Annotated in this window: 11 protein-coding genes; 5 read left to right on the forward strand and 6 right to left on the reverse strand. The window is 67.8% G+C overall.

Annotated elements, in window-relative coordinates:
* Positions 1-63 precede the first annotated feature (63 nt).
* The 3 genes from ilvB to C3Y92_RS04865 all read left to right on the forward strand — a co-directional run bounded on the left by ilvB (position 64) and on the right by C3Y92_RS04865 (position 3282).
* Positions 64-1758 (forward strand): biosynthetic-type acetolactate synthase large subunit, encoded by a 1695-nt coding sequence (gene ilvB, locus C3Y92_RS04855; protein ID WP_129350015.1) that lies wholly within the window; start codon positions 64-66, stop codon positions 1756-1758.
* The gene (locus tag C3Y92_RS04860; protein ID WP_129350018.1) at positions 1739-2041 is read left to right on the forward strand and encodes an ACT domain-containing protein; all 303 of its coding nucleotides are present in this window, start codon (positions 1739-1741) and stop codon (positions 2039-2041) included. Before ilvB ends, C3Y92_RS04860 begins: the two co-directional genes overlap by 20 nt.
* A 101-nt stretch (positions 2042-2142) precedes the next feature.
* Positions 2143-3282 (forward strand): PAS domain-containing sensor histidine kinase, encoded by a 1140-nt coding sequence (locus C3Y92_RS04865; protein WP_129350020.1) that lies wholly within the window; start codon positions 2143-2145, stop codon positions 3280-3282.
* A 135-nt stretch (positions 3283-3417) separates the two neighbouring features.
* Here the strand turns inward: C3Y92_RS04865 and C3Y92_RS04870 are convergent, their stop codons facing one another.
* Positions 3418-4500, reverse strand: coding sequence for an HDOD domain-containing protein (locus C3Y92_RS04870; protein ID WP_235669618.1), 1083 nt, complete (start codon positions 4498-4500; stop codon positions 3418-3420).
* Positions 4501-5111: 611 nt separating this feature from the next.
* Here C3Y92_RS04870 and C3Y92_RS21085 point away from each other — a divergent pair.
* Positions 5112-5549 (forward strand): PilZ domain-containing protein, encoded by a 438-nt coding sequence (locus tag C3Y92_RS21085; RefSeq protein ID WP_165352063.1) that lies wholly within the window; start codon positions 5112-5114, stop codon positions 5547-5549.
* A gap of 105 nt (positions 5550-5654) precedes the next feature.
* On the opposite strand, the gene C3Y92_RS04880 is transcribed toward C3Y92_RS21085, so the two are convergent.
* Genes C3Y92_RS04880 through C3Y92_RS04890 form a run of 3 tightly spaced genes read right to left on the reverse strand, consistent with a single transcriptional unit; the run spans position 5655 to position 10641 of the window.
* On the reverse strand, positions 5655-8768 hold the full coding sequence (locus tag C3Y92_RS04880) for an efflux RND transporter permease subunit (RefSeq protein ID WP_129350028.1): 3114 nt from the start codon (positions 8766-8768) through the stop codon (positions 5655-5657).
* Positions 8765-9964 carry an efflux RND transporter periplasmic adaptor subunit gene (locus tag C3Y92_RS04885; RefSeq protein ID WP_129350031.1) on the reverse strand — a complete coding sequence of 400 codons (1200 nt, stop codon included), beginning with the start codon at positions 9962-9964 and terminating at the stop codon, positions 8765-8767. Before C3Y92_RS04885 ends, C3Y92_RS04880 begins: the two co-directional genes overlap by 4 nt.
* The gene (locus tag C3Y92_RS04890) at positions 9961-10641 is read right to left on the reverse strand and encodes a CerR family C-terminal domain-containing protein (protein ID WP_129350035.1); all 681 of its coding nucleotides are present in this window, start codon (positions 10639-10641) and stop codon (positions 9961-9963) included. Before C3Y92_RS04890 ends, C3Y92_RS04885 begins: the two co-directional genes overlap by 4 nt.
* A gap of 184 nt (positions 10642-10825) precedes the next feature.
* On the opposite strand from C3Y92_RS04890, the gene C3Y92_RS04895 reads away from it, so the two are divergent.
* Positions 10826-11131, forward strand: a complete 306-nt coding sequence (locus tag C3Y92_RS04895) for a putative quinol monooxygenase (RefSeq protein ID WP_129350038.1) — start codon at positions 10826-10828, stop codon at positions 11129-11131.
* Between the two features lie 94 nt (positions 11132-11225).
* On the opposite strand, the gene C3Y92_RS21390 is transcribed toward C3Y92_RS04895, so the two are convergent.
* Both C3Y92_RS21390 and C3Y92_RS04900 read right to left on the reverse strand, forming a co-directional pair.
* Positions 11226-11441, reverse strand: coding sequence for a hypothetical protein (locus C3Y92_RS21390; RefSeq protein ID WP_235669619.1), 216 nt, complete (start codon positions 11439-11441; stop codon positions 11226-11228).
* A gap of 53 nt (positions 11442-11494) precedes the next feature.
* On the reverse strand, positions 11495-12613 hold the full coding sequence (locus C3Y92_RS04900) for an esterase-like activity of phytase family protein (RefSeq protein ID WP_235669620.1): 1119 nt from the start codon (positions 12611-12613) through the stop codon (positions 11495-11497).
* Positions 12614-12646 lie beyond the last annotated feature (33 nt).

Consider the following 12646-nt stretch of genomic DNA (forward strand, 5'->3'; position numbering starts at 1 on the left):
GCCGGCGGGGGCTTTTTATTGGGAGCTTTCCGTCGTGCGTCTCGGGGCTTAACGGAGCCAGACATGACACGGATGACGGGAGCGCGCCTCATCGCCGACAGCCTTGTGCGCCATGGCATCAAAGCCGTGGCCGGCATTCCCGGCGGGGCCAACCTGCCCCTTTTCGACGCCATCGGCCAAACCCCGACCCGCATCGTCCTGGCCCGCCACGAGCAGGGGGCCGGATTCATCGCCCAGGGCATGGCCCGGGTCACGGGGCAGGCGCAAGTCTGCCTGGCCACCTCCGGCCCAGGCGTCATGAACCTGCTTACCGCCATCGCCGACGCCAAGGCCGATTCCGTGCCCCTGGTGTGCCTCGCCGGCCAGGTGCCCCGGGCGCTTCTGGGCACCGACGCCTTTCAGGAAGTCGATGTCTACGGCCTGACCATCCCCATCGCCAAACACAACGTGCTGGTGCGCCGGGCGGCCGATCTGCCCCGGATCATGGAAGAGGCTTTTGCCATCGCCGTTTCCGGCCGGCCCGGGCCGGTGGTGGTGGACGTGCCCCGGGACGTCCAGACCGAGGAATTCGATTTCACTGGCTGGCCGTCGCCGCGTGCCGGTTCCGGCTGGACCGAGGTCCCGGGTTTGCCCGGTCCGGCCGATCTGGCCTTCGCCGCCTCCCTTCTGGCTCGTTGCGAGCGTCCGGTCCTCTACTGCGGCGGCGGGGCGCGGGGAGCCGGCGCGGAAATCGCCGTTCTGGCCGAGCTGCTCGACGCCCCGGTGGTCACCACGCTCATGGGTCTGGGCCTGCTCCCCCCGGGCCATTCCCGCCTGGCCGGCATGATCGGGATGCACGGCGCGCCGGCGGCCAACCATCTGCTCACCCGCTGCGACATGCTCGTGGCCATCGGCGCGCGCTTCGACGACCGGGCCACCGGCGACCCCAAGCGCTTTTGCCCCGGGGCCTCGGTCGTCCACATCGACATCGACCCGTCCGAGCACGACAAGAACCGCGCGGCCCACGTCCCCCTGGCCGGCGACGCGGTCCGTACCCTGAACGCGCTCATGCCCCTGGTCCCGGCCCGCTCCCGCCCGGCCTGGGCGGCCATTCGGGCAAGCCTGGGGCTGGCCCATCCCTTTGCCCTGCCGGGGCTGGACGACTCCAAAAGCCCTTATGGCGTGCTGGCCGCCGCCGCTGCGATCCTGGGCCCCGAGGCCGTGGTGGCCACCGACGTCGGCCAAAGCCAGATGCGCGCCGCCCAGGTCTGGCCCTGCCACAGCCCGGGAAAATTCCTCACCTCCGGCGGCCTGGGCACCATGGGCTTCGGCTTGCCGGCGGCCATTGGCGCGGCCCTGGCCGATCCGACCCGGCCGGTGGCCTGCGTGGTCGGCGACGGCGGCTTGCTCATGAACGTCCAGGAGCTGGCCACCCTGGCCGAGTTGGGGCTGCCGGTCAAAATTCTGCTCATGGACAACGGCGTGCTTGGGCTCGTGCGCCAGCAGCAGGCGCTGTTCGTGGGCGGCCGCTACACCGCCTCGACCTTTGCCGCCAGGCCCGATTTCGTGGCCCTGGCCGCCGCCTTTGGCATCGCCGCCATTGATCTCGAACCCTGCCGCGACGTCCGGGCCGCCCTGGCCGCCGTCCTGGCCGCACCGGGACCGGCCCTGGCCCGCATCCCGGTCGATCCCGACGCCCACGTCTATCCCATGGTGCCGCCCGGCGCCGCCAACCATGAAATGATCCTGGAGAAACGCCATGACCACGCCCATTCGTGAAACACACGCTTGCGAGTCTCCCCGGGCCGAACTGGAACTGGCCACCCGGGACGCCCTTGGCGCGCTGCGCCATGTGGCCGCCTGTCTGGCCCGGCGCTCCCACGAGCTGCTGGGGCTTTCCTGCCTGCCCGGCCCGGCCGGTCAGGGACGGCTGGTGGTGGCCGTGGCCGACGACGGCCGGCTGGAGCGGCTGTTGGCCGAACTGCGCGCCCTGCCCGAGGTCAGCGGGGCGCGATTGTCGCGCCTGGCGGGGGCGTCCCTGACCGAGCCGGTCGCGGCTTGAGGCGCCAAAGGCCGGTGACGCGGCCTTTGGCCGCCTCTGGACGGCCCCGGCCGCCTGCGTTATGCACGGTATGGCGGCTGTCGCCGTTCGGAGGTTGTTGTATGAGCGCGCGGCTTCTCCCACTATTTTCCGACGAGCGGTCGTCCGAGCAGGCCGTAGACCGGCAGGCCAGGCTTTTCGCCGAAAGCCCGGCCCCGGGCATTCTCGACCATCTTCCCCAGGGCGTGGCGGTCTTTAACGCCCACCGCCAGATCGTCTACGCCAACAAGGCCTTTGGCGATTTGTCGGCCGAGGGTCGCGACGCTTGCGAGGTCGTGGGGCTGCGCCTGGGCGAGGCCTTGTCCTGCTTTGGGACCAAAATCGACAACGGCGTGTGTGGCACGACGGAGCTGTGCCGTTCCTGCGGCGCGGCCCGGTCCCTGGCCGCCTCCCTGGCCGGCAAAAATGCCGTCAGCGGCGACTGCTCCATCAGCCGCCAGGGCGTGGAGCATCTGGAAACCCTGGATTTCCGCATCTGGATCTGGTCCATGCGCCACGGCCAGGAGACCTTCCATGTGGCCCTTCTGGCCGACATCCGGGCGGAAAAGCGCCTCGACCTCATGGAGCGCATCTTCTACCACGATATCCTCAACCTCGTGTCCGGCATGCAGGGCGTGTGCGAACTCATGCGCGAAGAGGAAGAGGGCACGCGAAACGCCGAACTCGATCTGCTGCTTTTTGCCGTGGAGCGGGTAAATGACCTCATCCAGGCCCAGCGCGACCTGTCCTTTGCCGAGCGCGGCGACTACGAAGTGGCCGTCAACAAAATGGGGTCGCTGTCGCTGTTATCCGACATCACGGCGCTCATGCGCCGGGACAGCTCCTGCAAGGGCAAGGCGTTGGCCGTCGCGCCGGAAAGCGAGGACGTCTTTTTTGCCTCCGACCGCAAACTGCTCACCCGCATCCTGGTCAATTTCCAAAAAAACGCCCTGGAGGCCACGCCGGCCGGCGGGGGCGTGTCCGTGGGCTGCGACCGGCAGGACGGCCGGGTGCGTTTTTGGGTGCGCAATTCAGCTCTCGTGCCCGAGGAAGCAAGACCTCAGATTTTTCGCCGGGCCTTTTCCACCAAGGGGCGCGGCCGGGGCCTGGGCACCTACGGGGCCAAGCTCTTTGCCGAAAGCTACCTTGGCGGCACGGTGGGCTTTCGCAGCCAGGAAGGCGAGGGCACGACCTTTTTCGTGAGCCTGCCCTGCCTGGAGTAGGCGCGCCGCGAGGCGAGCCGACCGTTCCCAAGGTCGGCCGGGACCGGGCGTCGGTGCGGCCGGGCGCTGCATCGCTGGCGCACGCCGCCTCGCTGCCAGTCCCCCAAGAACGTTGTTTCGCGGAGAGACGCGGCCCTAAGCCGCCTCGCCGCAGGCCAGCCGCACCAGGGCCATGGCCCGGCCCATTTCGGCGGTCAGTCCCGGATCGGCCAGGGCGTCGGCCAGGACGGCGTCGCGGATGAGAAACCGGTAGGAATGCCGCAGCGGCACGATGCCCGCCGCGTCGTCCTCCTCCAGGGCCAGGGCCAACCCTTCGGCCAGGGCCACGGCCACGGCCAATCGGGCTTCGGCCAGCCCGGCCCCCCCGTCTTCCAGTTCGACCCAGCCCGGCCCGTGGTGCAGGCGCACGGCCTGCCCCACGGCGGCCGGCAGCTCGAAGCGTTGGCACACGGCCCAGCCGGCCGCGCCGTGGTGGTCGCCCCAACACGCGACCTCTTCCTGGGGCGGCCGGCTGCGTCGCTCGGCCGCCCCGGCCGGCAGAGCCAGCTTGCCCACGTCGTGGAGCAGCCCGGCAGTGTAGGCCATGGCCGGATCAAGGCCGGGCAGGGCCGGGGCGATGCGCCGGGCCAGCACGGCCGTGCGGGCCATGTGGGTCACAAGCCCCTGCCTCGCTGCCCGGGACAGCCCGGCTTGGCTGCCGCCCTGTTCCAGAAGCTCGGAAAATACCAGCGCCTTCAAGTTGGCCAGGCCGATGACGGCCACGGCTTTTTCCACGTCGGCCAGTTGGCCGCGCAGGCCAAATAGCGGGCTGTTGGCGATGGTGAGCACCTGGCCGGCCAGGATCGGATCGGCCGAGACCAGCGAGGCCACCACGCCAAGAGGCGTGGCCGGGTCGCCCAGGCGGGCCAGCAAACCGCTGCCGGCGGCCAGCCCGCCCAGGCGCTTGGCGGCGGCGGCGACGGCCGGAGGGCTGGGGCGCGGCCTGGCGAACATGCCGGCGCAGCCGGGAGGCAGGGGCGTGGGTTCAGCGAAAAGCCGCTCCAGACCGAAGGCCAGGCGTTCCAGCATGTGCGCGGTCGTGGCCTCGGACAGGCCGGCCGGAGCCAACGGGTCGGTAGGGCCGGCCTTGGCGGCGAAAAAGGGCGTAACGGGCGGGCGGGACGCGGCCTTGGTCCGAAGCCAAGACGCGTCGCCGCGCCGCAAGCGCGGCAGCAGCACAGCCGCCCCCGCCGCCCCGCAAGCAGCGGCCAGGAGCGCATATTCCCATGGCATAGAAGTTGGACGCGGCGTGGCCGCAGGCTGGCGAACGGGGCGACCGGGATGGTCACGTCTCCAACAAACCGACCGTGGTTGCAAAGACGCGCCATCTGTCGGCGGCAGTCCTTCGGGCTGGCCCGGGAAGGACGACCGTGCCCACCGGATACCAGCCCGGGGGGGCTTGGGCAAGGGGTCTGCTGCCGCGGGAGGCCTCGCAGTGCCGCCCCGACCTGGGCGACGGCCGAACCCCACGGACGCCTGGCCACAGGGGTGAGGGAGTCCGGCTTGATGCACTGCCGACAGTTCCCTCGGGGTTTTCCCCCATGCCCTGCGGGATCAATCCCATCGACCCCTCTCCCGCCTTGGCGTTACCAGGGAATTGTGCAGAAGGTCGGCCTCTGCCTGCCGCCTCAATACCAGGAACGCCATGCCCGCTCCTCGCTCCTCCCGCAGCCAGAGCAGCGCCGGCGTCGTGGAAGTGGCACGCGTCTTGCTTTCTTTGCTTCGTGTCCCTCTGCAGCGTTGGGCTGGTCAATCAGCCCGCGCCGGTGCTGCAAACCGCCGAGCTGAACATGCCCCTAGTTGAACTGAAGAAATGTCCACAATGCGGAACCACGGCCTGGCACGAACTCGTCGACCACGGTCCGCCGACGCCGTGCTATTGGCGTTGCCGGACCTGCGGCGAACGCCGGGCCGCCAGACGCATCCAACTCAGTCAGGAACATGCCCTGCACCGGGGTTCTGTGCAAAAGCCGACATGCGCCGCCCAAGTCCAGATTCTCGACCTGAGCGTCCTGGGAGCCCGGCTGCGCCTGACCGGCGAAGAGGACTTCCCGGTCGAGCAAAAGGAGCGGCTGCTGTTTAATGCCAAACTGCAGCCGGTGGGTCCGCTGGGCGTTTTTCACCGAGCCACCGTGCGCTGGGTGAAGGGAGACGAATTCGGCATAGCCTTCCAAAAGCCCTTGTACGCCGGTGCTGCTGATCTCTTGTGCATGATCAAAGGGTGTTGATCCTCAGTCGCGTGGACAGGACTCGAAGGGCGCTTGGACAGGACCCAAGGCGCGCCGCCGTGGCAAGCCGATGGCAAGCCGGCGGCGACGCGCCCTGGCGAAGGGTCAGGAAGCGGTGGCCGGGGCTGTCTTTGCCGGGCGGCGGCCGCCCATGCGCCGTTTGAGCCACTCCTGGAAGGCGTCGAGATAGATGTAATAGACCGGCGTGAAATAGAGCGTGAGCAGCTGCGACACCATCAACCCGCCGACCACGCACAGGCCCAGGGGACGGCGGGCCTCGGCCCCGGCTCCGATGCCCAGGGCAATGGGCAAGGTGCCCATGAGCGCCGCCATGGTGGTCATCATGATGGGGCGAAAGCGCACCAGCGCCCCTTCGTAGATGGCCTCCCGGGCGGCCATGCCCTGGCCGCGTTGGGCCTCCAGGGCGAAGTCGATCATCATGATGGCGTTTTTCTTGACGATGCCGATGAGCATGATGATGCCGACAAAGCCGTAGATGTTGAGATCCAGCCCAAAGAGCATGAGCGTGGCCAGGGCCCCGACGCCGGCCGAGGGCAGGCCCGAGAGGATGGTCAGGGGATGGATGAAGCTTTCATAAAGGATGCCCAGCACGATGTAGATGACCAGCACGGCCATGGCCAGCAGCACCGACAGCCCGGTCAGCGAACTCTGGAAGGCCTGGGCCTCGCCCTGGAAGCTCGTGAAGATCGACCCCGGCAGCTCGCGCCGGGCCAGGTCCTCGATGGCGTCCACCACCGAGCCCAGGGACGTGCCCGGGCGCAGGTTAAACGAGATGGTCACGGCCGGGGACTGGCCCTGGTGGTTGATGGACAGGGGGCCAACGGCCACGGCCCGGGTGATAAGCGTGTCCAGGGGCACGAGCTGGCCGTCGCTTGAGCGCACGTAGAGCATGGACAGGGCTTCGGGGTTGGCTTGATAGTTCGGGGCCAGTTCCATGACGACCTGATAGGTGTCGTTTGGCGCGTAGATGGTCGAGATCTGCTTGTTGCCGTAGGACGTGGCCAGGGCGGTTTCGATCTGGTAGGCCGAGATGCCCAGGGCCGAAGCCTTGTCGCGGTCGATGTCGATGCGCAGCTCGGGATTTTTGATCTGCAGGTCGCTGGTGACGTCCTGGATGCCGGACAGGTGGCGCAGTTTGTCCTCGAAAGCCGTGGCCGCGGCAAAAAGTTCATCCGTGCTCGTGGCTTGCAGAGTGAACTGGTACTGGCCCTTGGAAGCCCGGCCGCCGATGCGGATGGCCGGCGGATTTTGCAGGTAGGAACGCAGCCCCGGGACCTTGGCGAACTCGGCGCGCAGGCGCTGGAGCACCTCGTCGGCGCTATGCTGGCGTTCCTCCAGGGGTTTGAGCGACAGCATGAGTCGGCCGTTGTTGGAGGTGTTGTTGGGGCCGCCGCCGCCCACCACGGACATGAAATTTTCCACGTCCGGGTCGTTTTTGAGGATGTCGTTTAAGCGCTTTTGGCGTTCCACCATGACGGCGAAGGACACGCCTTCCTCGGCCTCGGTGGTCACCGACAGCTGGCCGGTGTCCTCGCTGGGCAAAAAGCCCTTGGGGATGGCCCCGAACAGCCAGACCGTGACGCCCAAAAGCGCCAGGGAGAAGATCATGGTGGCGGCGTGGTGTTTGAGCACGAAGCGCAGGGAGGCGTCGTAGCCGTCGCGCAGGCTGTCGAAGGCGCGCTCGATGGCGTTGTAGACCCGGCCGTGGCGCTGGGCCGCATGGGGCTTCAGCACGAGGTTGCACAGCATGGGGGTCAGCGAAATGGACACGAAGCCGGAGATGAGGATGGCGGTCATGATGGTGACGGCGAATTCGTGAAACAGCCGTCCGACCACGCCGCCCATGAAAAAGACCGGCAAGAACACGGCGGCCAGGGAAATGGTCATGGAGACGATGGTGAAGCTGATCTCCTTGGACCCTTCCATGGCGGCGGCAAAGGGCGATTTGCCCATTTCCATGTGGCGCACGATGTTTTCGAGCATGACGATGGCGTCGTCGACGACAAAGCCCACCGAAAGCGTGAGCGCCATGAGCGAGATGTTGTCCAGGCTGAACCCGAGCTGGTACATGACGGCAAAGGCCCCGACCACGGACATGGGCAGGGCCAGGCTCGGGATGATGGTGGCCGGGATGTTTCGCAAAAATAGAAAGATCACCATGATGACCAGGGCCACGGTGAGGACCAGAGTGAACTTCACGTCGGCCACGGATTCGCGGATGGAGACGGAGCGGTCGTAGAGGATCTTGAGGCCCACCGAAGCCGGCAGTTGGGACTGGAAGTGGGGCAAAAGCTTTTTGACGGCGTCCACCACTTCCACGGAGTTGGCCCCGGGCTGGCGCTGCACGGCCAGGACCATGCCCGGCGTGCCGGAAAACCAGTTGAGCCGCCGGGTCTCTTCCACGGAGTCGGAGACCGTGGCGATTTCCGACAGGCGCACCGGCGAGCCGTTTCTCCAGGCCACGATCAGCGGCCGGTAGGCGGCGGCGTCCATGAGCTTGCCGCTGGAGCGCACGGTGTATTCCCGGGACGGCCCCGAAACCGTGCCCACGGGCAGATTGACGTTGCCGCGCTTGACCGCTTCCGCAGCCTCGTCCACGCCGATGCCCTTGGAGGCCATGGCCTCGGGATCGAGCTGGATGCGCACGGCGTATTTTTTTGAGCCGTACACCGACACCTGGGCCACGCCGGGCACCATGGAGATGCGCTGGGCCATCATGTTTTCGGCGTACTCGTTGACGTCGGAGGAACGCATGACGTCGGAGGAGATGGCCAGATACAGGACGGGCATGTCGGCCGGGTTGACCTTGCGAAACGACGGCGGCGAGGGCAGGTCGTCGGGCAGGTCCTTGCCGGCGGTGGTCATGGCCGACTGTACGTCCAGGGCGGCGGCGTCGATGCTGCGGCCCAGGGCAAACTGCAAGGTGACGCGGGTGGAGCCCACGGTGTTGACCGAGGTCATGGAATCCAGGCCCGCGATGGTGGAGAACTGCTTTTCCAGCGGGTTGGCCACGGCGGCGGCCATGGTCTCGGGGCTGGCCCCAGGCAGCGACACCCGCACCTCGATGGTGGGGAAATCGACGTTTGGCAGGTCGGACACGGGCAGGCGCGTATAGGCCATGACGCCGAAAATGAGGATGGCGATCATGACCAGGGTGGTCATGACCGGCCGGGTGATGAAAATGGCGGCCGGATTCACGACTTGGCTCCGTCGCCGGCCGGTTTGGGGCCGGCGGGCTGGCCGTTGGCCGGCTTGGCCTCGGCCGGTTTGGCCTCGCCCTTGCCCTCGGGCGCGCCCGGCGTCTTGATTTCCGCCCTGGCTCCGGGGGCCAGGCGCACCTGGCCGTCAGTGACCACCATTTCGCCCGGGGCCAGCCCCTTGTCGATGACGGTTTCGTCGTCCACGATGGGGCCGGGCACGACCTTTCGGGCCTCGGCCTTGCCGTCGGCCACCACGTAGACATACGGCCCGGACACGCCGTCCATGACCGCCCGGGTGGGGATGACCACGGCGTTTTGGCGGGTTTCGATGGTCAGCCCCACGCGCAGGAACTGGCCGGGCCACAGGCTGTGGTCGGCGTTGGGCGCTTCGGCCTTGAGGCGTATGGTGCCGGTTTTGACGTCCACGGCGTTGTCCACGGACACGATGGGGGCCGTGACGGCTCCGGCCTCAGGCGCGCCGGGCGGGGCGGCGGCGATTTCCAGACCGCCCTGCTTCATTTTTGCCATAATGGCGGGCAGGTAGCGTTCAGGCACGGAGAAGGCGATGTAGATGGGGCTGATCTGATTGATGACGCAGGCCGTGGCCTCGTTGGCCTTGACCACGTTGCCGGTGGTCAAAAGCACCGAGCCGACCCGGCCGGCGATGGGGGCGCGCACCTCGGCGTATTCGAGATCGAGCTTGGCCCGGTCCAGGGTGGCCTGGTTGAGTTTTATCGTGCCTTCCAGGGTCTTGGCCTGGGCAAAGGTCTCGTCGTACTGGCCCTGGGCCACCACGTCCTTGGTCTTGAGCGTGGTGTAGCGCTTGAGGTCTTCCTCGGCCTTAAAAAGCAGCGCCTTGTCGCGTTCGAGCTTGGCCTGGGATTCCCGGATGGCCAGCTCGAAGGGGCGGGGATCGATGCGAAAGAGCACGTCGCCCTTGCGCACCCTGGCTCCGTCCGTGACGAGCTGGGCCACGATGGCCCCGGCCACCTGCGGTTTGACGGCCACGGTGGCCATGGGTTCGACGTTGCCCACGGCCTTGACCGTGACCGGCACGTCGGCGGCCTTGGCCGCCACGGCTTCGACCGGGGCGGGCCGGGCTTCGCGGCTGGCTTTTTGTTCCGAGCCGCTGCACGACCAGACGCAAAGCAAAAGCGCCGCGTAGGCGGCGCAGCGAAAAAGCGGGAGGTTCAAAGCACGTCTCCTGAGTGGGGTTCCAGTTGCGGCGGGGCAAAGTCGCTGGTTTGGTAGCCGCGAAGGGCGGCCAGGGAAAAGCGGGCCACATGGGCGGCCAGGGCGTCGAGGCCCCCCAGTCCGGTTTCGGTTTCGGGGTAGAGCCGGGCGATCACCGGCCGGTCGATGACGAAGTGGCGGCATTGGCCGACCACGCTCTGGGCGCAGCGGGCCACGGCCAGGGCGTCGGCCCCGGGGCCGAGGATGTCGGCCACGATGGCGCGCAGCACGGCGTTGGCCGGGGCCAGGCAGCGTTCCACCACTCCGGCGAGCTGGGGCGTGGGGTCGGCCATCTCCCGGGCCATGAGGCGAGACAGCCAGGCGTGGCGGTTTTTTTCGGTCAGCCGCATAAGCAGGGCGCGAACATAGGCGAAAAGACGCGTCTCGGGCGAGGCGTCGGGCGGCAGGCCCAGTTCCGGCGGATACAGCCGCATGGCCTCGGTGTGGGCATGTTCCAGCACGGCCAAATACAGGCGGTCCTTGCTGCCGAAATGGTAGTGGATGGCGGCGACGTTGGCGCGCGCCGTTTTGGTGATCTCGCGCACGGTGGCGGCGTGAAATCCCTTGCAGGAAAAAATCTCTCCGGCCGCGTCCAGAAGCCGCGCCCGGGTTTCGTCCTCACGACCGCTGCTGGTCATCTGGCCGCCTTACGTCAAGCATGTGTTCACTTTAGGGATACGGGCCTTCCGGGCAAGGGTCAATACTTTCGCGCCGGTCGGGGGGAGGCTTACGGATTTGACATGGCACGTCCGGCCAAACGGTTGACCCCGCTCCCCAAAGCGCCTAGCCCGGAAGCATCGACAACTAAGAAGGAGCATCCCCATGGCCGAACCCGTCGTTCACGTCGTCGCCCGCTTCAAGGCCAAGCCCGGCAAGGAGGCCGCCCTCAAAGCCGGTCTGACCGCCCTGGTCGCGCCCACCCAGAAAGACCCCGGCTATATCGCCTACGATCTTTTCGAGTCCGTGGAAAGCCCCGGCAGCTTCGTGCTGGTCGAAGCCTGGGAAAGCCGGGAACTCCTGGCCGCCCACCTGGATACGCCGCACTTAAACGGCTTCAAGGCCGCCGCCCCGGAGCTGCTGGCCGAACCCATGTCCGTCAAGCTCTACGCCGAGGCCCCGGGGTTGTAGGCCAGGCCGCTCCGGCGGCCGCAACAAACACCGCAACAAACAAGGCGCGACCGGAATCCCCGGCCGCGCCTTTCGCGTGTGGAGAGCGGGAACGTTACTGCACGGCCTCGGGCAGGGTCACCAGCCACAATTCGGTCTTTTCGCCCGTGGGTACAATGGCAAAGGTCGTGTCCACGGGCTTGCCCTCGTAGCTGGCCTTGCCGTCCGGGCTAAGCTCGTAGTCGGTGGGGTCGGCGACGGGCTTGCCGTCCTTGTCGGCGGCCGGCTTCTCGACCTTGCCGGCCAAGCCGAAATCGTTGTCCGAGGCCACGACCAGGGTCTTGCCGTCCGGGAGCAGGGCCAGGCCTTCGGCCTTTTCGGCTTTCAGCCCAGTTCGCGCAGATCAAAAAGCCGCTTCTTGGCCGCCGGTACGACGCCAAGCCCCTCCAGGGCGGCAAGATCGGCCACGGTTTCCAGGGCCGAGCCGTCCGGCGCGGTCTTGCCGGCCAAGTCCGTGGCCTTGGCAAGGTCCACGACATACACGGTGTTGCGCATGACCTTGTCCGCGCCCTTGGCCTGCTCCACGGTGACGAGGCGACCGGGGCCGGCGGCGGTCAGGTCGCCGAGCTTGGCGTCGGCGTTTTTCTTGTAGATGGCCACATCGTGGGGATAGGCGAACATGCGGACGGCGCCGGTTGCCGGATCAAGCTCCACCAGCCGGATGAACGGGGCCTTGGAAGCCTTGACCTTGCCGTCGACGTCGAGGATCGACTGCACGGCGGCGATGACCTTGCCGTCGGGCATAACGGCCAGACCCTCGAAGCCTCGGTTGGGCTGGCGCTTGGCCAGAATTTCGGGCAGCCCCTGGCCCGGGGCGAACTTATTGAGGATCTTGCCCGTGGCCGCTTCCACCTTGATGAGAAACGGGCCGTACTCGTCGCACAGCCACAGGTTGCCGTCGGTGGGGTCCACGGCGATGCCCTCGGGATCGACGCCGTCGGCGTCCATGGGCAGGACGCCCAGATCCGGGCCAAGGCCGGTCTCGCCGGTGGAGCCGGTGGTTCCGGCCGGAATGGGCCGGCCGGACAAGAGCTTACCCTCGGCCGTGCGCAAGGGCTTGACCTCAAGCACTTCCACGGCGTCGCCTTTCAGGCGCAGCTTGGCGATGGACGGGGCGTAGTCCGGGGCTGGGAAGAACTTGGCCGGCACGGGCTTGGCGTCCGGGGCGGCGCGGTAGTTCGGGGCGTCGGCGTTGGGGCCTCGGTCGCCCACGGCCCACAGCAGTATGGAGCCGTCGGCGTCGCGGCCGGCATAGGCCACGCCCGAGCCCAGGCCCAGGGGGAAACCAGTCGGAAAGGCGGCGGCCAGGGCGGCCGGGGCAGGCACGTTGGCGGAAGCGGGCGCTTCGACCAGGTATTTTTGGACGGTGGGGGCCTCGGCGGCCAGGGCCGGCCCGGCCCCGAGCAGCACGGCCAGGGCGGCCGGCAGGAAACGGCTTGTCATGGAGCGCTCCTTGGAAGTTTGCCAAGGATTGCA

This window comes from Solidesulfovibrio carbinolicus (assembly GCF_004135975.1).
Lineage (GTDB): Bacteria > Desulfobacterota > Desulfovibrionia > Desulfovibrionales > Desulfovibrionaceae > Solidesulfovibrio > Solidesulfovibrio carbinolicus.

Bases quoted from the DNA above. Each gene is read 5' to 3' on its own strand.
- ilvB (WP_129350015.1), top strand. From the start codon at position 64: ATGACACGGATGACGGGAGCGCGCCTCATCGCCGACAGCCTTGTGCGC.
- C3Y92_RS04860 (WP_129350018.1), top strand. From the start codon at position 1,739: ATGACCACGCCCATTCGTGAAACACACGCTTGCGAGTCTCCCCGGGCC.
- C3Y92_RS04865 (WP_129350020.1), top strand. From the start codon at position 2,143: ATGAGCGCGCGGCTTCTCCCACTATTTTCCGACGAGCGGTCGTCCGAG.
- C3Y92_RS21085 (WP_165352063.1), top strand. From the start codon at position 5,112: ATGCCCCTAGTTGAACTGAAGAAATGTCCACAATGCGGAACCACGGCC.
- C3Y92_RS04890 (WP_129350035.1), bottom strand. From the start codon at position 10,641: ATGACCAGCAGCGGTCGTGAGGACGAAACCCGGGCGCGGCTTCTGGAC.
- C3Y92_RS04895 (WP_129350038.1), top strand. From the start codon at position 10,826: ATGGCCGAACCCGTCGTTCACGTCGTCGCCCGCTTCAAGGCCAAGCCC.
- C3Y92_RS04900 (WP_235669620.1), bottom strand. From the start codon at position 12,613: ATGACAAGCCGTTTCCTGCCGGCCGCCCTGGCCGTGCTGCTCGGGGCC.